This window comes from Afipia sp. GAS231 (assembly GCF_900103365.1).
Classification (GTDB): Bacteria; Pseudomonadota; Alphaproteobacteria; order Rhizobiales; family Xanthobacteraceae; genus Bradyrhizobium.
In genome coordinates this window covers 4,679,362-4,704,243 of sequence record NZ_LT629703.1, presented here as the reverse complement: position 1 = coordinate 4,704,243, position 24,882 = coordinate 4,679,362, and the positions used below count along the sequence as shown (strand labels likewise).

The following is a 24,882-nucleotide window of genomic DNA, read 5'->3' as shown; positions in this document are numbered from 1 at the left end:
TCAAGTCCATCAGGCTGGGACGCCGGACGACGTCAGCTTTTCTCGCTTATCCAAGGATTTTGGAGAGCACTCTCAGATGAACGACATGCCGCCATTGAGAACGATGGTCTGCCCGGTCATGTAAGCGTTGCCGAGCACCATGGTGACAGCGTGCGCCACTTCCGCCGCCTGCCCCATGCGGCCGAGCGGGATGTTGCGCGCCAGATCCGTGCGGCCGCGCATCATGTCGGTTTCGATCAGCGACGGCGCCACCGAGTTGACGGTGATGCCGTCCTTCACCAGCCGCGCCGCGTATCCTCGCGTGAGGCCCTCCATGCCGGCCTTGGAGGCGTTGTAGTGCGGACCGATGGCGCCGGCGCCGCGCGCCGCACCCGAGGTGATGTTGACGATGCGGCCCCATTTGCGCGCTCGCATCGCCGGCACCACCGCCTGCGTGCACAGGAACGCCGATTTGAGGTTCACCGTAATGGTCCGATCGAAATCGTCCTCGGTCAATTCGTCGACGCTGCGCACGATGGCGATGCCGGCATTGTTGACGAGAATGTCGATCGGGCCGAGCGCCGCCGCGACCTGCTCGACCATTTTGGTCACGGCCGCCGCCTGCGACACGTCGGCCGCGACCGCGATCGCGCGGCCGCCCTTGGCCGTGATGGCGGCGACAACGGCGTTGGCGTCCTCCGCCCGCTCACGATAATTCACGGCGACCGCGGCGCCGGCTTCCGCCAGTGCCACAGCTACCGCCGCCCCGATGCCGCGCGAACCACCCGTCACCAGCGCGACACGCCTGCGAAGATCCTGCCCAGTCATCGATCCAACCTCACCCGCCGTGAATGACGGAGGCGACTATATCATTTGGTGCCGAACATGCGGTCACCGGCGTCGCCGAGACCCGGCACGATATAGCCGTGGTCGTTGAGTTTCTCGTCGACGGCGGCGGTCCAGATCGGGATGTCAGGGTGCTTGCGCTGGAATTGCGCAATCCCCTCGGGCGCGGCCAGCAAGCAGACAAAGCGGATGTCGCGGGCACCACGGCTCTTGAGCAGGGTGGCGGCCGCGCAGGCCGAATTGCCCGTCGCCAGCATCGGATCCATCATGATCACCGTGCGATCCGACAGGTCGTGCGGCGCCTTGAAGAAGTATTCGATGGCCTGCAGGGTTTCGGGGTCACGGTAGAGCCCGATATGCGCCACGCGCGCCGACGGAACCAGCGCCAGCATTCCGTCCAGAAATCCGACACCGGCCCGCAGGATCGGCGCGAACGTCAATTTCTTGCCGGCAATCGCCGGCGCCTTCATCGACGAAATCGGCGTCTCGATATCCACCAGCTCGAGCGGCAGATCGCGGGTGACCTCGTAGCATAGCAGCATGCCGATCTCGTTCAGCAGTTCCCGAAAGCCCTTGGTCGAACGGTCGCGTTCGCGCATCAGCGTGAGCTTGTGCTGGATCAGGGGATGAGGGACGAGATGAACGCTGCTGGCTGTCATGAAATTCCTTCCGGCGCTGGCCCGGTCATCACGAGGACAAAAATGCCTTATAGCGTTTTCGCGCAAAACCGGTTCGCCCAAAGCAAAACCGGTTCGCCCAAAGAAAGTGCGTCAGAACCAATCCCCACCCATCAAGCTCTCGAACCGGCGTTAGCCCGAGGGCATCAAACAGACGTTGCATCAAACAGACAGTGCATCAAACAGACATGGCGATGAAGCTTTACATGTTCTACGTCGGCGGCAATTGCGGTAACTCGAATGTCGAATTGCATGATGTGCGGTTTTCGATCGGGGAGACGCCGGAGGATTGCCACGACGACCTGCGCGAACAGTGGTGGGGCGATCCGAAAAGTCTGCATCTGGATTGCTGGGGCGCGGTCGAACAGGCCGACGGCTTCGACGTCGTGCTGACCACGGACGCCCCGCAGGACGGCGGCGACAGGCTGTTCTTCGTCAATCTCGGCGGCTACGATCCGGCTGAGTTCAGCGAACTGCACCGCAACGTCCTGCTGGTGGCGCCGGATGCGAAGGCCGCCAAGGCCAAAGCCCTGACCCAGATCGAAAGCTGGTCGCTGCCGCACAAGGACAATCTGTTCGAGGTCGAGAAGGCGATCGACGTCGCCGCTTCGCTGGAGGCTTACGGTTATACGTTGAGCCTGAAGCCGGCCACCGAGCAGAAGCCGTTCAAATTCGTCTGCGATTATCTGCCGATCGGGTGAAGCGCGGTATGACTTATCTTCGAATCGTCATCCCGCTCAATATTCTGTTTGAGCATGATCTCTTCGGAAAACCGGTACCCACTTTCCCCGATTATGCTGTTTCCCCGGATCGCGCATGGCAGATCCGGGGTCCGTTGCAGAGCATCACAGCGGCGGGTCGATCGCCTCGTCGTACTCTTTCTTGAACCGCGCGATCAGTTCGGCGGCGGGCAATATCTTCGGGATGCTGCCGACGCCCTGGCCGGAGCCCCAGATTTCCTTCCAGGCCTTCGGCTTCGCCCGTTCGCCGGAGGCGTCGGTGCCAAAGCTCATCTTCGACGGATCGGAAGTCGGTAGATTGTCGGGGTCCATGCCGGCCGCGACGATCGACGGTTTCAGGTAATTGCCGTGCACGCCGGTGAACAGGTTCGAATAGACGATGTCTTCGGCGGTCGAGGCCGTGATCATCTGCTTGTAACCCTCGACCGCATTGGCCTCCTTGGTGGCGATGAAGGCCGACCCGATGTAAGCGAAGTCGGCGCCCAGCACCCGCGCGGCGCGGATGGCGCGGCCGGTCGCAATCGCGCCCGACAGCGCGATCGGGCCGTCGAACCAGGCCCGCGTCTCCGCCACGAAGGCGAGCGGCGAAATCTCGCCGGCATGGCCGCCGGCGCCGGCCGAGACCAGCACCAGACCGTCGGCGCCCTTCTCGACCGCCTTGTGCGCGAATTTCTGGTTGATCACGTCGTGGAATACGACGCAGCCCCAATTGTGCGCCGCCTGGTTGAGTTCTTCACGCGCGCCGAGCGAGGTGATCATCATCGGCACCTTGTGCTTCTCGCAAAGCGCCAGATCCTGATCGAGGCGGTTGTTGGATTTGTGCACGATCTGGTTGACCGCGAACGGCGCCGACGGCCGCTCGGGGTGCGCGCTGTCGTAGGCGGCGAGCTCTTCCTTGATCCGCGCCAGCCATTCGTCGAGCAGCGCCGGCGGCCGCGCATTCAGCGCCGGAAACGATCCGACCACCCCGGCCTTGCATTGCGCGATCACGAGATCGGGCACCGAAATGATGAACAGCGGTGCTGCGATCACCGGTAGCGACAGGCGGCCCTTGAACAAGGCAGGCATGGACATTCGAAGCGATCCTTATGGGTTTCGGCTAGAGCCTTTTCCCTTCCGATTGAATCGGAACGGGGCTCTAGATTCTAGTTTGACGCGTTTTCTTCACGCGAACCGGTGTCCACTTCGCTTGAAAACGCTCCAGCATCAGGCACCATCCGGCGATGGATGCCGGGCATCATACCAACAAGGCTATCTTTCCAGTGTCAAGTATTGCGTCTGGACGCTGGCACGGGATAGCGTCTTTTCGAAATTTCATGCCACGCCGGACTGTCGAGCGAGCATGATCTTTCCGAAAAGGGGACGCTACTGGCACAACGCCCGGGTCACGTAATTTTCGGTCTTGCAGTCGCCCGGCTCGCGCTGGCGGCCGGGGATAAACACTTTCGGCGAGCATTTTTCGGCAGCGTCGGTGTCGAGGCTCTTGCCTTCCTTATAGCCCTTGCTCTGGCATAGCTTGTCGGCGCCCGCCTTGCAGTCCGGCGCGCCGTTGGCGGCGACCACACAGACCGCCCGTCCCTTCACCATGGTCGACGGCTTCGCCATGTTGCTCAGGTTGTCGCCGGCATCCTTTGCAGCATCCTTGGCGCGCGCGTTGAGATCGTCGAAGGTCTCGCCGGGGCTCTTGATCGTCGGCAGCAACGATTTCGACTTCTCGAACAGTTTTCCGATTTCGTTGATCAGGCCCGGATTTTCCGCAGGCGCGGGTGGCTGCGGCTCGATTGGCTGCGGCGCGGGCTGCACGGGCACCGGTTGCTGGGCCGGCGACTGCAGGCCGAGCGAAGGCTGCGGTGCCGTTTCTGACAACGCCGTGTCGGTGGTTGATGCCAGCAGCGACAGCGCAAGGCCTACCGTCGCGACTTTGGTCACGCACAGGCAGAGCTTTCGACCGACTCGATCAGACATATCCGGAAACGTAACCCGAAGGCAGGGCAACTTGAAGCCTTGACTGGGTTCCTGGCTGCGCAATGCCCGTCAGATCAGCCGGTATGCGATATAGAAGCCGAACACCAGCACCGCGGCGCCAAGCCCGACCCACAGGCCGAGCCGCTTTTCCAGTTCCGCCCGGATCACGTCGCCATAGCGATTGAGCAGTACCGCTACCACGAAGAAGCGGCCGCCGCGCGCGACGATCGAGCACAGGACGAACAGCCAGATGTTGTAGCCGGCAAAGCCCGAGGTGATGGTCACGAGCTTGTAGGGAATCGGCGTCAGGCCCTTGACCAGGATGATCACCGCGCCCCATTCGGCATAGGAGGCACGAAAGGCGTCGACCTTGCCGCTCAAGCCGTAGAGCTCGATCAGCCAGTGCCCGATCGAGTCGTAGAGCAGCGCGCCGATCGCATAGCCGAGCATGCCGCCGGCGACGGAGGCGACCGTGCACACCGCGGCGAACCACCACGCCCGCTTCGGCCGGGCCAGCGACATCGGCAACAGCATGATGTCGGGCGGCACCGGAAAGAAGGAGCTCTCTGCGAAAGCCACGGCTGCCAGAATCCAGAGCGCGTAGGGCTTGTCGGCGGCGTCGATGCACCAGTCGTATATTCGTCTCAGCATGGCCGCATGAACCATCCTGGCGCGGATTTGTCCATGCCGGGAAAACGGGGTTTTTGAGGGATCTATAGCGTTTTCGAGCGAAGTGGACGCCGGTTCGCCAAAGAAAATGCGTCAAAACAAAAGAGTAGAGCCCGGTTCTGGTCCAGTCAGAACCGAAAAGGCTCTAGTGCCGCTTGCGCAGTGCGCGGGGCTCCATCGCGACAATTCGCCGCCGGGCCAGAGGCTGAGCGGTCGTGTCGTTGGCAACGGCCTTGGTCAATTCCTTGGACATTTCCTTGGACAGTTTGGCCGCCGACTTCGGCAGCTTCTCGGCGATCCCGAGCATGTCCTCGCGCCGCTCCATTTCGCGCCAGACGTCCTCCGGCGTGACGCCGGCGGAGGCCCACAGAACGGTCAGGTTGTAGAGCAGGTCGGCACTCTCGCGAACCACGGCCGGGGCGTCGCCGTTGACGGCGTCGATCACGACCTCGATGGCTTCCTCGGCGAGCTTCTTGGCCATCTTGGACGGGCCGCGCTGAAACAGCCGTGCCGTGCGCGACGTCGCCGGGTCGAGATCCCGGGCCGCGAGCACCGCCAGATAAAGCCGTTCGAGCGAATCACTCATTCTGCAAGCCTAAATCAAAGCCGTGGCCAGCGTGTTAACGGCCGGCTTGACAACCTAAAAAAAAAGCCACCGGCTGGTTAAGCCGGTGGCTTCAATTTTCATGAAACGCCGCGACTACCAGCTGGCGAGCGGATGGCCGCGATAGTGCGGCACGCCCGAGTAACGACCACCGTAACCACCGTAATACGGGCCGCCACCATAGTAGGCCGGTCCGCCGCCGTAGTAGGCCGGCGGGGCGTCGTAGTAGCCGTAACTGTCATAATAGTCGCGGCGGTTCTGGCTGGCCGCAATCGCAATACCCGTGCCGACGATGCCGGCAAAGGCCGCGGCTGCCGCGGCACCGCCGCCACCGCGATAATACCGGCGACGGGCGCTGATATCGGTTGCGCCGCTGGTGCCGCTGGTTGCCGTTATGCCGTTGCCTTTCGGCGCCGATCCGGCGAACGCCATCGACGGCTCGACCGCCGTCAGCGCCACCGCCATCACCGTTGCCACTGCGCCGGCGCGGCCCATCAATGAAAACACACCTTTTCGCGCAAACATCTCAAAACCCTCCGTGGTCGCCTGGCCTGACAGGTCCTGGATGGCTAACCACTGAGCACACCTTAGGTTCCCGAATCCGAATGCAGGCTGAACGATCTCTGGCTAAATCGTGGCAGTCATCGATCATTCACAATGGATGCGGCACAATGTCGGCGTTTCCGGCCTGTATTGCCGTGCGCAGTGCCACGAAACTGATGTCATGAAACTGATATCGCCAGCGCGGCAACTTGTCTCACCTCCTGCTGACGTAAGCTCCATGCGTGCCATCCGATCCAACCTCCTCCGCATCATTCTGGCCGCGCTGCTCGGCCTGGCAGGCGCAGGTGTGAGCCCGGTGCGCGCCGCCGATGAAGCGCGGCCACCGCTCGCGATCCAGTTCTCGCTCGACCGGCCGATCGATGCGGCGGCAGCCCCGTTCGTGATGGCGGCGACCGGCGGCCTGTTTACCGCGGAGGGCCTTGCCGTCACGACCCACATCGCCGCCGGATCGCCCGACGCCATCGCGCGCGTCGCCGCCGGCAGCAGCGATTTCGCCCTCGTCGACATCAACGCCCTGATCCGGTTTCGCGATCGCGACAAGCAGGGCGTGCCTCGGGTCAAGGCGGTGTTCGTGCTGTTCAACAAGGCGCCCTACGCCATCATCGCCCGCAAGAGCCGCGGCGTCACCGCGCTGTCGGATATCGAGGGCAAGAACCTCGGCGTCGCCGAAGGCGACCTGTCGATCCGGCTGTGGCCGGCGGTGGCCCGTCTGAACGGCATCAAGACCGGGAGCATCAAGCAGAGCAGCATCAGCGCCGCGGTCCGCGAGCCGATGCTGTCGGCCGGCCAGATCGATGCCGTCACCGGATTTTCCTATCTGTCGGCGATCAATCTGCGCGACCGCGGCATCCCGGCCGACGATCTGGCGGTGCTGAAATTCGCCGATTACGGCTGCGAGGCCTATGGTTTCGCGGTCATCGTCAATCCGACGCTGGCGACCGCCAAGCCGGAGGCCGTGAGGGGATTCGTGCGCGCGGTGATCGGCGGCGTGAATCTCGTGATCAAGGATCCGGTCAAGGCCACCACCGAAGTCGTCAGCCGCATGGACGGCGGCTCGCGCGAACAGGAACTCGAACGCCTGCGCGCTATCCTGCGCGACAACATCCTGACCGGCGACGTCAAGCGCAATGGCATCGGCGGCATCGATCCGGCACGCTTCGAGCGGTCGATCGAGCAGGTCGCGGAAGATTTCAAATTCCAGAAGCGGCCGAACGCGTCCGATATTTTCGACGACCAGTTCTTGCCCCCGCTCACCGGCCGCCTGATTAATTGACTCCATCATGCCCGGCCTTGTGCCGGGCATCCACGTCCTTACAGCCTCGCAGCAAGAAAGGACGTGGATGGCCGGGACAAGCCCGGCCACGACGGAAAGGATTCACTTCAAAAGGCGATTGAGAAAAGCAGCCGCACTCTGGTTCTCGGCGGCGATCCCTGCTTAGATTGCAATCGCGTCCCGCCGTCCCGGCCTCCTGAGTCCGCATCCCGATGTCCCTGCTCCGCCTCTATACCCGCGTGCTCGAGCTGCTCGGCAAGGAGGCGCGGCTGGGCTGGATTCTCGCCGGCGCCAACCTGTTGCTGGCCGGCGCGCAATTCGCCGAGCCGGTGCTGTTCGGCCGCATCGTCGACGTGCTGTCCGGCAAGCCGCAGGCGGGCCCTTTGTCCGCCAACTCGGCCTGGCCGCTGCTCGGCGCCTGGGTGGCGTTCGGCCTGTTCACGATACTCTGCAGCGCCGCGGTAGCGCTGCACGCCGACCGGCTGGCGCACCGCCAGCGCCAGGCGGTGCTGACCGGCTATTTCGAACACATCATGCAGTTGCCGCTGACCTTCCACTCCGGCACCCATTCCGGCCGACTGATGAAGGTGATGCTGAACGGCACCGACGCGCTGTGGCGGCTCTGGCTCGGATTTTTCCGCGAGCATTTCGCCGCCATCATGTCGCTGGTGGTGCTGCTGCCGCTGTCGATGTACCTCAACTGGCGGCTCGCGATCCTGCTGTTCGCGCTGTGCGTGGTGTTCACCGTGCTGACGACGATGGTGGTGCGCAAGACCTATGGCATGCAGAGCGAGGTCGAGGCGCATTACAGCGACCTGTCGGCGCGCGCCTCCGATGCGCTCGGCAATGTGGCGCTGGTGCAGAGTTTCGTGCGCATCGACGCCGAGGTGCAGGGGCTGCGCTTCGTCGCCGACAAGCTGCTCGCGGTGCAGATGCCGGTGCTGTCGTGGTGGGCGCTGGTCACCGTCATCACCCGCGCCTCGACCACCATCACGGTGCTGGCGATCTTCACCGTCGGCATCTTCCTGCACGAACAGGGACTGACGACGGTCGGCGAGATCGTGATGTTCGTCTCTTTCGCCACCATGCTGATCCAGAAGCTCGAACAGGTCGTGAGCTTCATCAACAACGTCTTCATGGAGGCGCCGCGGCTGCAGGAATTCTTCGACGTGCTGGACGCCGTGCCCGCGGTGCGCGACCGGCCCGGCGCGATGGATACCGGACGGCTGGCGGGCCTCGTCGAATTCAACGACGTGTCGTTTTCCTACGACGGCAAGCGGCCGGCGATCGAGGATCTGTCGTTCACAGCACTGCCCGGCCAGACCATTGCGCTGGTGGGCCCGACCGGCGCCGGCAAATCGACCGCGATCGCGCTGTTGCACCGCGCGTTCGATCCGCAATCCGGCATCATCAAGATCGACGGCATGGATATCCGCGGCCTCAAGCTGACGGCGTTGCGGCGGAACATCGGCGTGGTGTTCCAGGAGGCGCTGCTGTTCAACCGCTCGATCGCCGACAATTTGCGCGTCGGCAAGCCTGATGCCACCGACGAGGAAATGCGCACCGCGGCGGCGCGCGCCCAGGCGCTCGAATTCATCGAACGCAGCGAGAAGAAATTCGAAACCCATGCCGGCGAACGCGGCCGCATGCTGTCCGGCGGCGAACGGCAGCGGCTGTCGATCGCGCGCGCACTTTTGAAGGACCCGCCGATCCTGATCCTCGACGAGGCCACCAGCGCGCTCGACGCCGTCACCGAGGCCAGGGTCAACGCCGCTCTCGACGAAGTGATGCGGGGCCGCACCACATTCGTGATCGCGCACCGGCTTTCGACTATTCGCAACGCCACCCGAATCCTGGTTTTCGACGCCGGCCGCGTGATCGAAACCGGAACTTTCGATGAACTGGTGGCAAAAGGCGGCCGTTTTGCCGAACTGGCCAAGGCCCAGTTCATGGTGCAGGAAAATGCACGCGCCGGCATCGACGCCAAATAGGTTCCGCGCCACCGCTGTGTGATTGAAATATCTGCCGAATTTCAGCCCATTTCGTCCACGATTTAATCGCCCGGGCTCTGTTCTGGACCTGCAAGCCGGTATAGGTTTGCGATCTGCCGCTTAGCGACGGCAACCGGAAACGCTTGAAACCCGAACGTTGATTACCGGACCTCCTTTTCGAAGGCGGGTCTCAAAGGACCGGAACGGAAAAGTGCATTTTCTTCGCCCGCTGCTTCGCAACCCGTCATTGAAATGGATTTTCGTCGGCGCGGCGCTTGCCGTGGTGACGCCGCGCGCTTCCGCCGAGGCGCTGCTGGTCGTCGAAGCCGACACCGGCAAGGTGCTGCAGGCCGACAACGCGACGATGCCCTGGTATCCGGCATCCGTCACCAAGATGATGACGGCCTATGTGACGCTGAAGGCGGTCAAGGAAGGGCGGATGACGCTCGAACAGCTCGTGACGGTGTCGCCGGTTGCCGCATCGCAGGCGCCGTCGAAGATGGGGCTCCGTCCGGGCACCCAGGTCACCGTCGAAAACGCACTGGCGATGATGCTGGTGAAGTCCGCCAACGACATGGCCGTGGTGCTGGCCGAAGGCGTCGGCGGCTCGATCGACGGGTTTTCCGCGCTGATGAACCAGAACGCGCAGCGGCTGGGCATGACGCAGACCAGCTACGTCAACCCGAACGGGCTGCCCGCGGACGGCCAGATCACCTCGGCGCGCGACCTTGCGATCCTGGCCCGCGCCATCATTCGCGACCTTCCGGAGTACGAATATTTCTATCACATCCCCTCGATCCGTTTCGGGCGCAGGGTCACCAACAATTTCAACCATCTGATCGGGCGCTATCCGGGCGCCGATGGCTTCAAGACCGGCTTCATCTGCGCGTCCGGCTACAACCTGGTGGGATCTGCGACGCGCAACGGCAAGCGGCTGATCGCGGTCGTGCTCGGCTCGTCCTCCGGTCACCAGCGCGCGGTGCGCGCCGCCCAGTTGCTCGAGCGCGGCTTTGCCTCAAACGGGCTCGGCTGGCTGCGTCCCTCGCTCGGAACCGTCGACAATCTGGTTCCGATCGACGCCTCGCCGCCGAATTTGCGTGACGAGATGTGCGGCGGCCACCGCAAGCGTCCCGCCAGCGACGAGGATGACGACACGACCCTCGCCTCCTCAGGCAGTGCCAGCGGCGAAGGCTCGGCGATGTTCTTCACCTCGGGGCTGCAGCCGGCGATGCCGAAAGCTTCGGAAATGCTGGCCGGAGTCCCCGCGGCTTCGGAACCGATGGTGGTCTATACCGGCCCCAAGAAGACCGGCCCGGCTTTGATCGCCGCCGTTGCGGTCGATTCCGAAAAGCAGACACCGGCCAAGCGTGGCAAGCGATCCCGCGTCGCGGCGCACAAACCAGATGCGGCAGCGGCGCCCAAGGCCGATGCGAAGGCTGATGCCAAACCGGCCGCGGTCCGCCACGCCAGCGTCAAGCCGGATGCCGCGGCCAAACCCGCCGCGGCCGCGCCCAAGCCACCGGCCAAGCCGAAGGCCGCCGCCAAGCCCAAGACTGATGCCAAGACCGACACCAAGCCGGCTGGTTAACGGGCTTTTGCCGAGCAAATAAGCGGTTTTGCCCCGCGCAGGCGCGCTGATTCAGATCAGCCAATGCGTCGATAGCGCACAGCCGCTTGCCATCGGCGGCGGCATTCACAATACTGCAAAAAAACAAGCGTCCCGGCCAATCAATCGGGCTCAAAACCAGAGGGGAAATACCATGGAGCGGATCTGGCTCAAGCAATATCCGGCCGGCGTGCCCGCCGAGATTGATGTCGCCCAGTATTCATCGCTGGTCGAACTGCTGGAAGAAAGCTTTGCGAAATTCCGCGATCGCAAGGCCTTCATCTGCATGGACAAGTCGATCAGCTACCGCGACCTTGACGAGATGTCGGCCGCATTCGGCGCCTACCTGCAGAGCAAGGGCCTGCAAAAGGGCGCCCGCGTCGCGCTGATGATGCCGAACGTACTGCAGTATCCGGTGGCGACCGCAGCGGTCTTGCGCGCCGGCTATGCGGTGGTCAACGTCAACCCGCTCTACACCCCGCGCGAGCTCGAACATCAGCTCAAGGATTCTGGCGCTGAAGCGATCGTGGTGCTGGAGAACTTCGCCACCACCGTGCAGCAGGTCGTGGCCAGGACCGCGGTCAAGCACGTGATCGTCGGCAGCATGGGCGACCTCTTGGGCTTCAAGGGCGTGATCGTCAATCTGGTGCTGCGCAAGGTCAAGAAGATGGTGCCGGCCTACAACATTCCGGGCGCCGTCAGCTTCAACGACGCACTTGCCGCCGGCCGCGGCATGAAACTCAGCAAGCCCAGCCTGACGCGCGACGATGTCGCCTTCCTGCAATATACCGGCGGCACCACCGGCGTTTCCAAGGGCGCGACGCTGTTGCACAAGAACATCCTCGCCAACGTGCTGCAGAACGACGCGTGGCTGCAGCCGGCGCTGAAGAAGCCGCCGATCGTCGATCAGATGGTCATCGTCTGCGCGCTGCCGCTCTATCACGTCTTCGCGCTGACCGCGTGCTACCTGCTGGGACTCCGCACCGGCGGCACCAATCTGTTGATCCCCAACCCGCGCGACATGGCCGGCTTCGTCAAGGAGCTCGGAAAGTACCAGGTCAGCTTTTTCCCTGCCGTCAACACGCTCTACAATGGTCTGTTGAACACGCCAGGGTTCGACAAGCTCGATTTCTCCAAGCTGAAAATATCCAACGGCGGCGGCATGGCGACGCAAAAACCGGTGGCCGAGAAATGGCTGAAGACCACCGGCTGCGCGCTGTCGGAAGGCTACGGGTTGTCCGAGACCTCGCCGACGCTGACCTGCAACCGCGCCGACATCGATGCGTTCTCGGGTACGATCGGGCTCCCGGTGCCGTCGACCGATCTCTCGATCCGCGACGACGACGGCAACGAGCTACCGATCGGCGAGGCCGGCGAAATTTGCGCCAAGGGTCCGCAGGTGATGGCCGGCTACTGGAACCGGCCGGAGGAAACCGCGAACGTGATGACGGCGGACGGCTATTTCCGCACCGGCGACATCGGTGTCATGGACGCCAATGGCTACACCAAGATCGTCGACCGCAAGAAGGACATGATCCTGGTCTCCGGCTTCAACGTCTATCCCAATGAGATCGAGGAAGTGATCGCAAGCCATCCCGGCGTGCTCGAATGCGCCGTGATCGGCGTCCAGGACGCAAGGTCAGGCGAGGCGGTCAAGGCCTTCATCGTCAAGAAGGACCCGAACGTCACGCCGGAGGACATCATCAAGTACTGCGGCACCCAGCTCACCGCCTACAAGGTCCCCAAGCAGATCGAGTTCAGGACCGACCTGCCCAAGACCAATGTCGGCAAGATCCTGCGCCGCGAACTGCGCGACGAGAAGAAGGCCGCGGCCTGAGCATGCATACGGACCTCTCGGCATGACCGAGACTGACGTCGCGCCGGCCGGTATTCTGGCTTTCTGGCGCGACGCCGGCCCTGACCGCTGGTACACGCGCGACGACGATTTCGATGCTGGCATACGCGCGCGGTATCTGGACCTGTGGCAGGCGGCCGTGGCCGGCGAACTGGCGTTCTGGGAAACGAGCGATGACGGTGCGCTGGCGCTCGTCCTCGTGCTCGACCAGTTTCCCCGCAACATTTTCCGCGGCCGTGCTGAGACCTATGCCAGCGATGCGCTGGCGCGCGATGTGGCGCGGCGCGCCATCGACCGCGGCGTCGATGCGCGGATCGATCCGGGCTTGCGCGAATTCCTCTATCTGCCCTTCATGCATTCGGAAGAGCTGGCCGACCAGATCCGCTGCATCGAGTTGTCGCGGCAAGCGGGCCTGGCCGACAGCGCGAAGTGGGCGGAGCACCATGCCGAGATCATCCGCCGCTTCGGACGTTTCCCGCATCGCAACGGCATCCTCGGCCGTGCGACCACCCCGGACGAGCAAGCCTTCCTGGACGAGGGAGGTTTTTCTCCCTGATGACGGAAGCGTGAACGGGCGCAACCGTTGCCGTTTCCGCTCCGCTCAATATTGTGCCAGCCGACTGCCCGGTCTAAGAAACACCCGCACATTCAAGGAGAATTGACGATGACCATCAGTGTTGGCGACAAGCTGCCGGAAGCCAAGTTTCGTGTGATGACGGCGGAAGGCCCGCAGGTCAAAACCACCGACGATATTTTCAAGGGCAAGAAGGTGGCGCTGTTCGCGGTGCCCGGCGCCTACACCGGCACCTGCCACAAGATGCACCTGCCCAGCATTTTCCTGAACGCCTACGCCATCAAGGACAAGGGCGTGAACACCATCGCAATCATCTCCGTCAACGACGCCTTCGTCATGAACGCCTGGAAGCGCGACACCGACCAGCGCGATGAAGCCGTGTTCCTCGCCGACGGCAATGCCGACTTCACCAAGGCGATCGGCATGGAGCTCGACGCCTCCGGCAACGGCCTCGGCATCCGCTCCCACCGCTACTCGATGCTGGTGGAAGACGGCGTGGTCAAGAAGCTCAACAAGGAGCCGGCCCCCGGCAAGGTCGAAGTCTCCGGCGGCGATACGCTGTTGGGTCAGCTCTGAGTTTTTTCGTCATTCCGGGGCGCGAAGCGAACCTCAGGGGTGCAATTGCACTCCCGGGGAATCTCGAACTTCCGGGTTCGATGCTAACGCATCGCCCCGCAATGACCGAATTCAAATGCCGTCGTGCCCGGGCAGAAGCGCGTCTTCGCGCTAGGTGTCCCGGGCATCCACGTTTTTGAGTCTCAACAAGCAAAGACTGTCATCGCCCGCCTTGTGCGCAATTGCGCACTGGGGCGGGCGATCCAGTATTCCAGAGGCGTCAGTAATCAATCGAGAGGCCGCGGCGTACTGGGTCGCCCGGTCAAGCCGGGCGATGACAGCTGTGGTCGCGCACGACTGTATCCGCCTACTTCAACCTCGCCATCGCCACGCCCTCGCGCGCCAGCTGGTCGGCGCGCTCGTTTTCGTCGTGGCCGGCATGGCCCTTGATCCAGTGCCAGTTGACCTGATGCGGTTTTAGCGCGGCGTCGAGGCGCTGCCACAGGTCGACGTTCTTGACCGGCTTCTTGTCGGCCGTGCGCCAGCCGTTTCGTTTCCAGCCGTGGATCCAGCCGGTAATGCCCTGGCGGACATACTGGCTGTCGGTGGTGAGGTCGACGACGCAGGGCTTCTTCAGCGCCTCCAGCGCCGAGATCGCGGCCATCAACTCCATGCGGTTGTTGGTGGTGTGCGCCTCGCCGCCCTTCAATTCCTTTTCGGTGTCGCCGAATTTCAGGATCGCGCCCCAGCCGCCCGGCCCGGGATTGCCCGAGCAAGCGCCGTCGGTGAAGACAGTGACATGAGGCAATTCGCTCAAGCGGCGCATCCCGGCTGCGTCACGCCGTAATCGCGCACGCTCTCGACGCTCTGGTGGAAGCGCAGGCTGCGGACATATTCCAGCGGGTCCTTTGGCTTCACCAGCGCACCTGTTGGCACGTTGAGGAAGTCGACCAGACGCGTCAGCAGAAACCGCATCGCCGCGCCGCGCGCCAGCAGCGGCAGCGCTTCCTGCTCGGCCACGGACAATTGCCGCTCGCGGCCATAGGCGTTGAGCAACGCCCGCGCCTTGGTGACGTTGAAGGAATGATCCGGCTCGAAACACCAAGCATTCAGGCAGATCGCCACATCGAAGGCGAGGATGTCGTTGCAGGAAAACGGAAAGTCGATCAGCCCCGACAATTTGTCGCCGAGGAAGAACACGTTGTCGGGAAACAGGTCGGCATGGATGACGCCGACCGGCAGGTCCGCAGGCCAGCATGTTTCGAGATGATCGAGTTCGCGGGCGATGAAATCGCGCAGACCCGGCTGAACGCTGTCGGCGCGCGGGGCGGCAAGATCGAACAGCGGCCGCCAGCCTGCGACCGACAGCGGGTTTTTCCGGAACAGCGGAAAGTCGCGTCCTGCCAGATGCATTTTGGCGAGCCCCTCGCCGACGCCGGTGCAATGCGCCGCGTTCGGCCGCCGCGGCCATACGCCTTCGAGAAAATTGATGATCGCCGCGGGCCGTTCGGCGAGTTCGCTGTAGACCTCGCCCTTGCGGTTCTTCGCCGGCTGCGGACAGCGCACCCCGCGCTCGGCGAGATGCGCCATCAAGGAGAGGAAATACGGCAGGTCGCCCACCGCCACGCGCTTTTCGTAGAGCGTGAGGATGTAGGCGCCCTTGCTGGTGTGCAGCAGGAAGTTGGAATTCTCGACGCCCTCGGCGATGCCCTTGTAGGAGAGCAACTCGCCGATGTCGTAGCCTTTGAGGAATTCCGCGAGGTCTTCGGCGGCAACGTCCGTGTAAACCGCCATGTGAAAAACCTTAGGCGGCGTCGGGCCGCAGCGAACGCGGCAGCGGGAAGAATTCGTTCTCTTCCGCGGCCGAGACCGTCTCCACATGCAGTTCATAGCGCTCGGCGAAGGCGCCCATGATTTCCTCGACGATCACTTCCGGCGCGGAAGCGCCTGCGGTGATGCCGAGGCTCTTGATGCCTTCGAACATTTTCCAGTCGAGATCGGCGGCGCGCTGCGCCAATACCGAGACCGGACAGCCCTCGCGCTCGGCGACTTCGCGTAAGCGCTGCGAGTTCGACGAGTTCGGCGCGCCGACCACGATCAGGGCGTCAACCACCGGCGCCACCTTCTTCACCGCGAGCTGGCGGTTGGTGGTGGCGTAGCAGATGTCTTCCTTGTGCGGGCCGGAGATGTTCGGAAAACGCTCCTTCAGCATCGCGACGATTTCGGCGGTGTCGTCGATCGACAGCGTCGTCTGGGTCACGAAAGCGAGGTTGTTCGGATCTTTTGGCGTGAAGGTCTTGGCATCGTCGGCGGTCTCGATCAGCGTCACCGCGCCCTGCGGCAACTGGCCGAGCGTGCCGACCACTTCCGGATGGTGCGAATGCCCGATCAGCAGGATTTCGCGGCCGCGCTTGAAATGGATCGCAGCCTCGCGGTGCACTTTCGTGACCAGCGGGCAGGTCGCATCCAGCGAGAAGAAATTGCGGGCACGGGCGTCCGCCGGCACCGACTTCGGAACTCCGTGGGCGGAGAACACCACCGGCGCGTTGGTGTTATCGGGGATCTCGGCCAGTTCCTCGACGAAAATCGCGCCCTTGGTCTTCAGGCTGTCGACGACATAGCGGTTGTGCACGATCTCGTGACGGACATAGACCGGGGCGCCGTAGATCGTCAGCGCCCGTTCCACGGTGTCGATGGCCCGCACCACCCCGGCGCAGAAGCCGCGGGGGGAACAAAGCACGATTTTGAGGTCTGGTTTGGCTGACATAGGGGCTATCCGGGACCGAATCACCCCTCGCCGGCGGGCGGGGAACGGTCAATTCGTATAAGGACTTGGGACTGCTTTTGGGCTCTGTCAAGGCACTTTAGCAGACCATTGCGCCAATACCCCCTGAAGGCGTATATAGACCCCGAATTCCCGTCATCACCGATGACCGCAGACTTCGCCTCCCCAAAAAGAGGTGGGCGAGGCACAAAGGAGATTTGCCATGAGCAATGCACCGCTGATGCCAAAGGCGACGGCCGTCTGGCTGGTTGATAATACCGCCCTGACCTTCGACCAGGTGGCCGATTTCACCAAAATGCACCCCTTGGAGGTCCGCGCCATCGCCGACGGCGACGCCGCCCAGGGCATCAAGGGCATGGACCCGATTTCAACGGGTCAATTGACCCGGGATGAGATCGAACGGGGCGAAAAGGACCCGGATTACCGGCTCAAGCTCGGCGAGAGCAAGGTTACCCTGCCGCCGGCGGCCAAGAAGAAGGGCCCGCGCTACACCCCGGTGTCGCGCCGCCACGAGCGGCCGAGCGCGATCCTGTGGCTGGTCCGCAGCCATCCCGAGCTGAAGGATGCGCAGATCATGCGCCTGGTCGGCACCACCAAGACCACGATCGCCTCAGTCCGCGACCGCACCCACTGGAATGCCTCGACCTTGACCCCGATGGACCCGGTGACCTTGGGCCTGTGCTCACAGATCGAGCTCGATTTCGAGGTGCAGCGCGCCGCCAAGGAAAAGCCGGTGCCTGCTGCCTATGGTGGCGCGACCCTGCTGCCGGCCTCCGAGACCACCCGCAAGGAGCCGGAATTCGAGCCGACCGAAAAGCAGCGCGACGACCTCAACGTCGACGCGGTGTTCGCCAAGCTGAAGACGATCGGCGGCAAGAAGCAGGACGACGAGGAATAGGCGTCTTCGTCGGTCGGAGAGATTTCGAAACGCGGTGGGGCAACCTGCCGCGTTTTTGTTTGGGGAGTTGCACGCTCCACTTTCTCGTCATGCCCGGGCTTGTCCCGGGCATCCACGTCTTAAGCGTATTGCGGCTTGAAAGACGTGGATGGCCGGGACAAGCCCGGCCATGACGGCGGTGTATTCCGCCTCTCACACCTTCTTCAAAAACTCCGTGCGCAGCACCAGGCCCTTGACCTTGTCGGTGCGGCCTTCGATCTCGTCCTCGTTGTCGGTGAGGCGGATGTTCTTGATCACGGTGCCACGCTTCAGCACGGTGGAAGAGCCTTTCAGCTTCAGGTCCTTGATCAGCGTGACGGTATCGCCCTCGGCGAGCTGCGCGCCGTTGGAATCCCTGACCTTGATGTCCATGTCGTGCTTTCCGCGCTGGCGCGCATTGACTGATGGGAAAGGCGCCGAGGCCTAACCCAGTTCGATCTCGCCGGTGATCTCGTGGCTGAGGCTGACGCCGCCGACCGTGAGCACGACCCTGGCTGGCAGGTTCTCGTTACCCTTGATGCGGCCGCTGGCGACGGCGTCGCGGACGGCCTTCTCGATCTCGCGCTGCGAGGTAATGCCGACCTTCTTGAGAAATCCGCGCAGGCTGGTGTTGAAAACATCCTCGTTCATGACCGTCTCCTTGGCTCAGGGCCGGGTCGGGTTGTTCAGCATGTATTCGCCGAGATTGCGCTGGCGGCGGTCGGTGCGGGCGTTGGCGTTGGCCTGCTGGACGTCGCGGTCCTTGCGGCAGGCGATGTATTCGGGCGAGCCGACCTTGACGGTACCGTTGGCCTGACAGAACGCGTCGTCGTCGCGGGTGGAATCGACCATGGTGGGCTGGCCGCGCTCCAGGCAGCCGCCGAGCAAGGGCGCCGCGAGCAGCAGGGCAATGAGTAGCGTGGTCTTGCGCCGCATATCTGAATTCCAGCGTTATTGCGATCTGTTCGTCATTGCCGGGCTTGACCCGGCAATCCATCAAAAAGATGGCATCTTGCATTGAAGATGCTGGATGCCCGGGTCATCTAGCGCGAAGACGCGCTTCGCGCTACTGCCCGGGCATGACGTGCCTCGTAGGGAACCCTACACCCTGCCCTTCAGCGCGTCGCCGATTTCGTCGAGCACCCTGGGGTCCTCGATCGTCGCCGGCATCGACCAGGTGTCGCCGTCGGCGATCTTCTTGATGGTCCCGCGCAGGATTTTGCCCGAGCGGGTTTTCGGCAGCCGGGCGACGGTGATCGCGAGCTTGAAGGCCGCGACTGGCCCGAGCTTTTCGCGCACCAGCGCCACCACGTCTTTCTCGACATCCGCAGGCTGGCGGCTGACGCCGGCCTTCAGCACCAGGAAGCCGCAGGGCACCTCGCCCTTGATCGGGTCCTTGATGCCGAGCACCGCGCATTCGGCGACATCGGGATGGGAGGCGAGAATTTCCTCCATACCGCCGGTCGAGAGCCGGTGGCCGGCGACGTTGATGATGTCGTCGGTGCGGCCCATCACGAAGACGTAGCCGTCCTCGTCCTTGTAGCCGGCGTCCGAGGTTTTGTAGTAGCCGGGGAATTCGGTGAGATACGCCTCCCTGAAGCGTGCATCCTGTTCCCATAGCGTCGGCAGGCAGGCCGGCGGCATCGGCAATTTGATCACGATCGAGCCCATGGTGCCCGCGGGTACGGGTCGGGCGGCCTCGTCGACCACATCGACCTGATAGCCCGGCATCGGCACCGTCGGCGAGCCATGCTTGACCGGCAGCATGCCGAGCCCCACCGGATTGCCGGCGATGCACCAGCCGGTTTCAGTCTGCCACCAATGATCGATGACCGGCACCTTCAACTGCTGTTCCGCCCATTCCACCGTCGGCGGATCGGCCCGCTCGCCAGCCAGAAACAGTGTGCGGAATTTCGACAGGTCGTATTTGCGGATGAAGGTGCCTTCGGGGTCCTCCTTGCGAATGGCGCGGAACGCCGTCGGCGCGGTGAAGAACGCCACCGCTTTGTGTTCCGAGATCACGCGCCAGAATGCGCCGGCATCCGGCGTGCCGATGGGCTTGCCCTCATACATGATCGAGGTCGCACCATGCAGCAGCGGGCCATAGACGATGTAGCTGTGGCCGACCACCCAGCCGATGTCGGAGCCGCACCACCAGACCTCGCCGGGCTTGACGCCGTAGAGATTGAACATCGACCATTTCAGCGCGACCAGGTGCCCGCCATTGTCGCGCACCACGCCCTTGGGGATTCCGGTGGTGCCCGACGTATAGAGAATGTAGAGCGGGTCGGTCGCGAGCACGGGCACGCAAGGGGCTTTCTTGCCGGCATCGAGCGCCGCGCGGCGCAACGACGCCCAGTCGTGATCGCGGCCGGCGGTGAGGTCGCAACCATGTTGCGGGCGCTGCAGAATGATGCAGGTCGCAGGCTTGACGCTGGAAAGCCGGATCGCCTCGTCGAGCAGCGGCTTGTATTGCACGATGCGGCCTGGCTCGAGCCCGCAGCTCGCCGAGAAAATCAGTTTCGGTTTGGCATCCTCGATCCGCGTCGCCAGTTCCTTGGCGGCAAAGCCGCCGAACACCACCGAATGAACAGCGCCGATCCGGGCGCAGGCCAGCATCGCGACTACGGCCTCCGCCACCATCGGCATATAAAGAATGACGCGATCGCCCTTGGCGACGCCGAAATCCTGCATCACGGCGGCGAGCGCCTGCACTTCGCGCAGCATCTCGGCATAGGTGAATGTCGAGATTGACTTGGCGAGCGGTGAATCGTGGATCAGCGCGACCTGATCGCCGCGCCCATCGGCGACATGGCGGTCGAGCGCGTTGTAACAGGTATTGACCACGCCGCCGGCGAACCAGCGGCCATAAGCGCCCATCGACGCATCGAAAATCTTTTTGGGCGGTTCGATCCAGTCGATCTCGCGCGCCGCCTCGGCCCAAAACCCCTCGGGGTCACTGAGCGAGCGGGCATGCACCTCGTGATACCGGCTCTTGTCGTGGATGTTCATGGCGTGTCTCCCGCGGCGTCACCTACCCCGTCATGCCCGGCCTTGTGCCGGGCATCCACGTCTTTCCTTCTCTCGGGAGAAACAAGACGTGGATGGCCGGGACAAGCCCGGCCATGACGGATTAGGCGGCAGTAGCCTTGCTTTCCGGACGCATTGTCACGGGAAGCGGCGGGAGATCAAGCCGGAACAGCTGCGACTATTAGGATAGGTTTACTGCCGGGCAATCGTATTGAGCTTGTCCAGCCGCTCTTCCATCGCCTGGCGCAGGTCGTAGCCGCGGCGGCCGAACGAGGCGTTGCGCTCGTTGACGAAATTGCGCTGTTCCTGGGTCAGCGCCAGCGCCGCGCGGTGACTGTCGGATTCCGCGTCCGCGATCACCCGCAGGAACACGTCATTGATGTTGCGGTCGAGCTGGGCCAGGCCGGGATCGGCGCAGATCGCCTTTTCGACCTGGCGCTTGGCGGTGGCGCAATTGAAGCTCGGCAGGTTCTTCTGGTACGCCAGCGCACCCAGATTCTCGATCTGCTTGGTGACGATGGCGTAATTCTCGGCCGCGTTCTTGTCGGACGGATCGAGGCGAACCGCCTCGGCGTAATCCGCTGTCGCCCGCTCCCGGTCGCCCTTGCGCTGCCACGCCGCGCCGCGGTTGTTGTACAGGCGCTGGAATTTCGGATCCAGTTTCTGCGCTGCGTCGTAATCGGCAATGGCGCGGTCGTAATCCTTGCGGGCCTGATACGCATCGCCGCGGTTGGTGAGGAATTTTGCCTCGGGATGGAGCTTGATCGCCTGGTCGTAGTCGGCGATCGCGCCGGCATAGTCGCCGTTGCCGGCAAGGCTCAGCCCGCGATTGTCAAAATATTCCGGCCGGGTCGGATCGATCCGGATCGCAGAGGTCTCGTCCTTCACCGCTAGTTCGCTGCGCCCGAGCTTTTTGAGCGCCGCGCCTCGGTTGGTGTAGGTCTGCGCGAAGTCGGGATTGAGGCGGATCGCTTCGTCGTAATCGGTGACCGCCTTCTGGTATTCGCCCTTGAAATACCAGGCGGCGCCACGGTCGGAGAACGCCTGCGCCATGTCGGGCTTGAGCCGCAGCGCCTCGTTGTAGTCCTCGATGGCGCGGTCGTACTTCTTGATGTTGTTGAAGACGTTGCCGCGGCTTTCATAGCCGTTGGCGTTTTCAGGATCGAGCCGGATCGCCTCGTTCAGCGCGGTAAACGCCTGCTCGCTCTTGCCGGTCTGGCGGAAGATTTCACCGCGGGCGCGGAAAGCGCGGGCGCGCTGCGGGTCCTTGGCGATGACGCCGTCGATCTCGGCCAGCGCCTTGTCGGTCTGGCCGCTGTTATGCAGCGCGACGGCGCGCGTGATCGTGGCATCGAGGCGGTCGGCCTCCGCGGTCGCGGGATCGTCGATGACAGCGGTGCAGCTTGGGATCAGCTTGGCGGGGGCCGCGCCGCTCAACGCGACGCAGGGGACTGGGGCATCGGTGGCGGTCTCGGCATGCAGGGCAACGGGAGTCAGGGCGGTGATGGCCAGCAATGCGCCGACGGCAACAGAACGGGTAAAGGGTCGCATGGCAAATCTCGGAATATGACGGAATGGCGCGGGTAACCCGCGCTTCGGTCAATCTGTCGCGGCAATACGGCAGAAGGTTCGAAAAGCCGGCCGCCCGGCCGGCCGTCAATATCCGTCGATGCCATTGATCTCCTGCAGCCGCTTTTTCATCTCCTGCTGCAGGTTGTAGCCCGGCCGGCCAAACCCGGCGTTGCGGCGGGCAATGAATTCCTCCTGTTCGCGCTGCAATTTGCGCTTCTCGCCGGGGTTCTGGATCTCGCCAAACGACCGCAGATACGACGCGTTGACTTCGCGGTCGAGGTCGGCGAGTTCCGGATTGGCGCAGATCGCCCGTTCCACCGCACGCCGCGCGGTGGCGCAATTGAAGCTCGGCTTGCCGGCGACGGCTTTCAGCGCGCCGAGCTTCTCCAATTCCAGCGCCAGCGATTTGTAGTTGGCCTTGGCGACGAAGTGGTCGGGGTTCAGCTTGAGCGCGGCGCCGAAATCGGCGAGCGCCTTGGGCCGGTCGCCTTTCTTGCGCCAGAGCTCACCGCGCGCGTTGAAGGTACTGGCCAGCGACGGATCGAGCTGCAGCGCCACGCTATAGTCGCCGATGGCGCGATCGGTCATGTCCTTGCGGCCGAAGGCCGCGCCGCGGGCAACCAGCGCCTTGATGCGGTCGGCCTTGTCGGTCTTTTCATTGTCGATCAGCGCGCCGCAAAGGCCGATGGTCCGGTCATCGTCATTCGCCGCAGCCGCGGCGACGCACGGTGCCGGGTCGATCCGCAAATCCTTGGCCGGCTCGACACCGGTCGCCAGAGCCCCATGCGCAAACGCCATCCACAGCAGGAAAGCGACGACGACGTTGCGGATGTCAGGACAGCCTCGCATCAATGGACCCGGAAAGCACGCACGATGATGAGTCGATCCTAGCAAGCGAACCGCGCTTCCGACAGCGACTATTGCGGATTTCGTTGATCGCCCGTGAATCGGATTTTGGCCGAAACATGACACACGTAAACCAGAACTTTCGCACCACGAACGGGAATAAATTGTCTTGAACCTTTCAGCGGATTCACGGACTCATCAACCATGACTACTTTGACTGAATTCAATCCGCCGCGCGCGATCGCGCAATCCGAATCATCCTATTTTTACTTCTACATGGCGCTGGCCTGCATGGCCGTCGCCTTTCTCGGCTTTGCGCCGACCTACTGGCTGCCGCTGGCCTCGCGGTCGTTCTCGGCCTCGCCGGTCGTCCATTTTCACGGGCTGCTGTTCTTTGCCTGGACGCTCTATTTCGCGTTCCAGAGCTGGCTTGCCGCCTCGGGCAGGATTGCCCGGCACCGGGCCATCGGAATGATCGGCATCTCGCTGGCGACCACGATGACGATTTTCGGCTTCCTGGTGGCGGTCGAGGCGATGAAGCGTTCCGCCGCATTGGGACAAACTGACGCAGGGATCGCCTTTGCGATCGTGCCGCTCAGCGGAATTGTTTTCTTTGCGGTGACGGTTGCGCTCGCCATCGCCGCGATCCGCCGGCCGGAGACCCACAAGCGGCTGATGCTGCTGGCGGGCATTTCGTTGCTGGACGCCGCGGTGGCGCGCTGGTTTCTGACCTTTCTCGCACCCCCCGGCCCGGCCGGCCCGCCGCCGGTCCCGGTGACCATTCCGCCGGCCTTCGTCGCCTATCTCCTGCTCGTGGTCGCCATAGTGTTCGACCGGCGCACCCGCGGCCGCCCACATCCGGTCTACATCTATGGCGGCGCGGCGCTGATCGCGGTGAAGCTGTTGAACTGGCCGATCAGCGTCACCCCGCTCTGGCATTCTTTCGCCGGCGGCATCCTGGCGCTGGCACAGTAGCACTTTGTCGTCCCTGCGAACGCAGGGACGACAACAATTGCAATACTACGCTCCGGACTTCACCGTGATCCCGCCATCGACCACCAGTTCGATGCCAGTGACGTAGCGGGATTCATCGGACGCGAGGAACAAAGCCGCGTTCGCAACGTCCCAGGCGTCGCCCATGTGGCCCATCGGCACCTGCGCATCGCGCGCGCGCCACATCGCCTCGACGTCTCCCGCCGAATAGCTGGCCGCGAGCCCTGCAGAATGCGCGACCATCGGCGTTTTCATCAGGCCGGGCAGAATGCAGTTCACCCGGACATGGTCCGCCGCGAATTGCACCGCCGTGGTCTTGGTCATCTGGTTCATCGCCGCTTTCGAGGCGCCATAGGTGACATAGGAAATGCCGAGATGGCGGATCGATGCGATCGACGAGATGTTGATGATCGAACCACCGCCCTGCTTCTTCATGACCGGGATAACGTGCTTCATGGCGAAATAGGCGCTCTTCAGGTTGACCGCGAAGACGTGGTCCCAGCTTGCCTCGTTGACCTCGACCACGCTGCCCATCTCGGCGATACCGACATTGTTGTCGAGCACGTCGATGCGGCCGTAGGCCTTCATGCAGGCCGCGACCATCGCCTCGACCTCGGTCTCGCGGGAAACGTCGGCGGTAAAGGCAGTAGCCTTGCCGCCTTCACCGGTGATGATGTCGACGGTTTCCTTGGCTGCCGCGGCATTGCGGTCGACGCAGAACACCTGCGCGCCCTCGCGCGCAAAGGTCGCGGCCGTCGCCTTGCCGTTGCCCCAGCCGGGACCGATCGAGCCTGCGCCCACCACCATTGCCGTCTTGCCCTTGAGCCGTTCCATCGACTTCT

At 63.4% G+C, this 24,882-nt stretch carries 26 protein-coding genes; 9 read left to right on the top strand and 17 right to left on the bottom strand.

All coding sequences use genetic code 11. From position 1 onward, the window contains the following. Positions 1-72 precede the first annotated feature (72 nt). Positions 73-807: an SDR family NAD(P)-dependent oxidoreductase gene (locus BLS26_RS22165; RefSeq protein WP_092514648.1), complete on the bottom strand. Its 735-nt coding sequence runs from the start codon at positions 805-807 to the stop codon at positions 73-75. A gap of 41 nt (positions 808-848) precedes the next feature. After that, positions 849-1,484, bottom strand: a complete 636-nt coding sequence (upp, locus tag BLS26_RS22160; protein ID WP_092514647.1) for a uracil phosphoribosyltransferase — start codon at positions 1,482-1,484, stop codon at positions 849-851. A 206-nt stretch (positions 1,485-1,690) separates the two neighbouring features. On the opposite strand from upp, the gene BLS26_RS22155 reads away from it, so the two are divergent. Continuing rightward, a complete protein-coding gene (locus BLS26_RS22155) occupies positions 1,691-2,203 on the top strand; it encodes a DUF1543 domain-containing protein (RefSeq protein ID WP_244541651.1) in 513 nt (170 codons plus the stop codon). A 144-nt stretch (positions 2,204-2,347) separates the two neighbouring features. Here BLS26_RS22155 and BLS26_RS22150 read toward each other — a convergent pair whose 3' ends face one another. The 5 genes from BLS26_RS22150 to BLS26_RS22130 all read right to left on the bottom strand — a co-directional run bounded on the left by BLS26_RS22150 (position 2,348) and on the right by BLS26_RS22130 (position 6,005). Then, entirely contained in the window at positions 2,348-3,316 is a 969-nt protein-coding gene (locus BLS26_RS22150) for a nitronate monooxygenase family protein (protein WP_092514642.1), read from the bottom strand. Between the two features lie 291 nt (positions 3,317-3,607). Beyond that, positions 3,608-4,207: a hypothetical protein gene (locus tag BLS26_RS22145; protein WP_092514641.1), complete on the bottom strand. Its 600-nt coding sequence runs from the start codon at positions 4,205-4,207 to the stop codon at positions 3,608-3,610. A gap of 69 nt (positions 4,208-4,276) precedes the next feature. Further along, complete coding sequence (locus BLS26_RS22140; protein ID WP_092518376.1) at positions 4,277-4,858, bottom strand: YqaA family protein; 582 nt, start codon at positions 4,856-4,858, stop codon at positions 4,277-4,279. Between the two features lie 163 nt (positions 4,859-5,021). After that, positions 5,022-5,462 carry a phosphoribosyl-ATP diphosphatase gene (gene hisE / locus BLS26_RS22135; RefSeq protein WP_092514640.1) on the bottom strand — a complete coding sequence of 147 codons (441 nt, stop codon included), beginning with the start codon at positions 5,460-5,462 and terminating at the stop codon, positions 5,022-5,024. Positions 5,463-5,576: 114 nt separating this feature from the next. Further along, the gene (locus BLS26_RS22130) at positions 5,577-6,005 is read right to left on the bottom strand and encodes a hypothetical protein (RefSeq protein ID WP_092514639.1); all 429 of its coding nucleotides are present in this window, start codon (positions 6,003-6,005) and stop codon (positions 5,577-5,579) included. Between the two features lie 256 nt (positions 6,006-6,261). Between BLS26_RS22130 and BLS26_RS22125 the strand changes: the two genes are divergently transcribed. From BLS26_RS22125 to BLS26_RS22100, 6 genes are all read left to right on the top strand, one after another. Continuing rightward, positions 6,262-7,317 carry an ABC transporter substrate-binding protein gene (locus BLS26_RS22125; protein WP_172804664.1) on the top strand — a complete coding sequence of 352 codons (1,056 nt, stop codon included), beginning with the start codon at positions 6,262-6,264 and terminating at the stop codon, positions 7,315-7,317. Between the two features lie 212 nt (positions 7,318-7,529). Next, positions 7,530-9,308: a glucan ABC transporter ATP-binding protein/ permease gene (locus BLS26_RS22120; protein ID WP_092514638.1), complete on the top strand. Its 1,779-nt coding sequence runs from the start codon at positions 7,530-7,532 to the stop codon at positions 9,306-9,308. A 211-nt stretch (positions 9,309-9,519) separates the two neighbouring features. Continuing rightward, a complete protein-coding gene (locus tag BLS26_RS22115) occupies positions 9,520-10,896 on the top strand; it encodes a D-alanyl-D-alanine carboxypeptidase family protein (RefSeq protein ID WP_092514637.1) in 1,377 nt (458 codons plus the stop codon). A 172-nt stretch (positions 10,897-11,068) separates the two neighbouring features. Then, on the top strand, positions 11,069-12,751 hold the full coding sequence (locus tag BLS26_RS22110) for a long-chain fatty acid--CoA ligase (protein ID WP_092514629.1): 1,683 nt from the start codon (positions 11,069-11,071) through the stop codon (positions 12,749-12,751). 22 nt (positions 12,752-12,773) lie between these two features. After that, entirely contained in the window at positions 12,774-13,325 is a 552-nt protein-coding gene (locus BLS26_RS22105) for a DUF924 family protein (protein WP_092514628.1), read from the top strand. Positions 13,326-13,433: 108 nt separating this feature from the next. Beyond that, positions 13,434-13,919, top strand: coding sequence for a peroxiredoxin (locus BLS26_RS22100; RefSeq protein ID WP_092514627.1), 486 nt, complete (start codon positions 13,434-13,436; stop codon positions 13,917-13,919). A 346-nt stretch (positions 13,920-14,265) separates the two neighbouring features. On the opposite strand, the gene rnhA is transcribed toward BLS26_RS22100, so the two are convergent. Genes rnhA through ispH form a run of 3 tightly spaced genes read right to left on the bottom strand, consistent with a single transcriptional unit; the run spans position 14,266 to position 16,665 of the window. Then, positions 14,266-14,724 carry a ribonuclease HI gene (rnhA, locus tag BLS26_RS22095; protein ID WP_172804663.1) on the bottom strand — a complete coding sequence of 153 codons (459 nt, stop codon included), beginning with the start codon at positions 14,722-14,724 and terminating at the stop codon, positions 14,266-14,268. Beyond that, positions 14,712-15,692, bottom strand: a complete 981-nt coding sequence (locus tag BLS26_RS22090) for a homoserine kinase (RefSeq protein WP_092514626.1) — start codon at positions 15,690-15,692, stop codon at positions 14,712-14,714. The genes rnhA and BLS26_RS22090 overlap by 13 nt, the downstream gene beginning before the upstream one ends. 10 nt (positions 15,693-15,702) lie before the next feature. Beyond that, positions 15,703-16,665 carry a 4-hydroxy-3-methylbut-2-enyl diphosphate reductase gene (gene ispH / locus BLS26_RS22085; protein WP_092514625.1) on the bottom strand — a complete coding sequence of 321 codons (963 nt, stop codon included), beginning with the start codon at positions 16,663-16,665 and terminating at the stop codon, positions 15,703-15,705. A 220-nt stretch (positions 16,666-16,885) separates the two neighbouring features. Here ispH and BLS26_RS22080 point away from each other — a divergent pair, with 220 nt between their 5' ends. Then, positions 16,886-17,581 (top strand): DUF1013 domain-containing protein, encoded by a 696-nt coding sequence (locus BLS26_RS22080; protein ID WP_074822959.1) that lies wholly within the window; start codon positions 16,886-16,888, stop codon positions 17,579-17,581. A 192-nt stretch (positions 17,582-17,773) separates the two neighbouring features. On the opposite strand, the gene BLS26_RS22075 is transcribed toward BLS26_RS22080, so the two are convergent. The 6 genes from BLS26_RS22075 to BLS26_RS22045 all read right to left on the bottom strand — a co-directional run bounded on the left by BLS26_RS22075 (position 17,774) and on the right by BLS26_RS22045 (position 22,999). Next, positions 17,774-17,992, bottom strand: a complete 219-nt coding sequence (locus BLS26_RS22075; protein ID WP_092514624.1) for an alkylphosphonate utilization protein — start codon at positions 17,990-17,992, stop codon at positions 17,774-17,776. A 51-nt stretch (positions 17,993-18,043) separates the two neighbouring features. Further along, positions 18,044-18,250 (bottom strand): DUF6494 family protein, encoded by a 207-nt coding sequence (locus BLS26_RS22070; protein WP_092514623.1) that lies wholly within the window; start codon positions 18,248-18,250, stop codon positions 18,044-18,046. A 15-nt stretch (positions 18,251-18,265) separates the two neighbouring features. After that, positions 18,266-18,535 (bottom strand): hypothetical protein, encoded by a 270-nt coding sequence (locus BLS26_RS22065; RefSeq protein WP_172804662.1) that lies wholly within the window; start codon positions 18,533-18,535, stop codon positions 18,266-18,268. A gap of 165 nt (positions 18,536-18,700) precedes the next feature. Next, entirely contained in the window at positions 18,701-20,611 is a 1,911-nt protein-coding gene (locus tag BLS26_RS22060; RefSeq protein ID WP_092514621.1) for a propionyl-CoA synthetase, read from the bottom strand. Between the two features lie 210 nt (positions 20,612-20,821). Next, positions 20,822-22,180, bottom strand: a complete 1,359-nt coding sequence (locus tag BLS26_RS22050) for a tetratricopeptide repeat protein (RefSeq protein ID WP_092514617.1) — start codon at positions 22,178-22,180, stop codon at positions 20,822-20,824. Between the two features lie 105 nt (positions 22,181-22,285). Next, positions 22,286-22,999: a tetratricopeptide repeat protein gene (locus BLS26_RS22045; RefSeq protein WP_092518365.1), complete on the bottom strand. Its 714-nt coding sequence runs from the start codon at positions 22,997-22,999 to the stop codon at positions 22,286-22,288. A gap of 252 nt (positions 23,000-23,251) precedes the next feature. On the opposite strand from BLS26_RS22045, the gene BLS26_RS22040 reads away from it, so the two are divergent. Beyond that, entirely contained in the window at positions 23,252-24,022 is a 771-nt protein-coding gene (locus tag BLS26_RS22040) for a hypothetical protein (RefSeq protein WP_092514615.1), read from the top strand. Positions 24,023-24,067: 45 nt separating this feature from the next. Here the strand turns inward: BLS26_RS22040 and BLS26_RS22035 are convergent, their stop codons facing one another. Beyond that, the gene (locus BLS26_RS22035; RefSeq protein WP_092514613.1) at positions 24,068-24,874 is read right to left on the bottom strand and encodes an SDR family NAD(P)-dependent oxidoreductase; all 807 of its coding nucleotides are present in this window, start codon (positions 24,872-24,874) and stop codon (positions 24,068-24,070) included. Positions 24,875-24,882 lie beyond the last annotated feature (8 nt).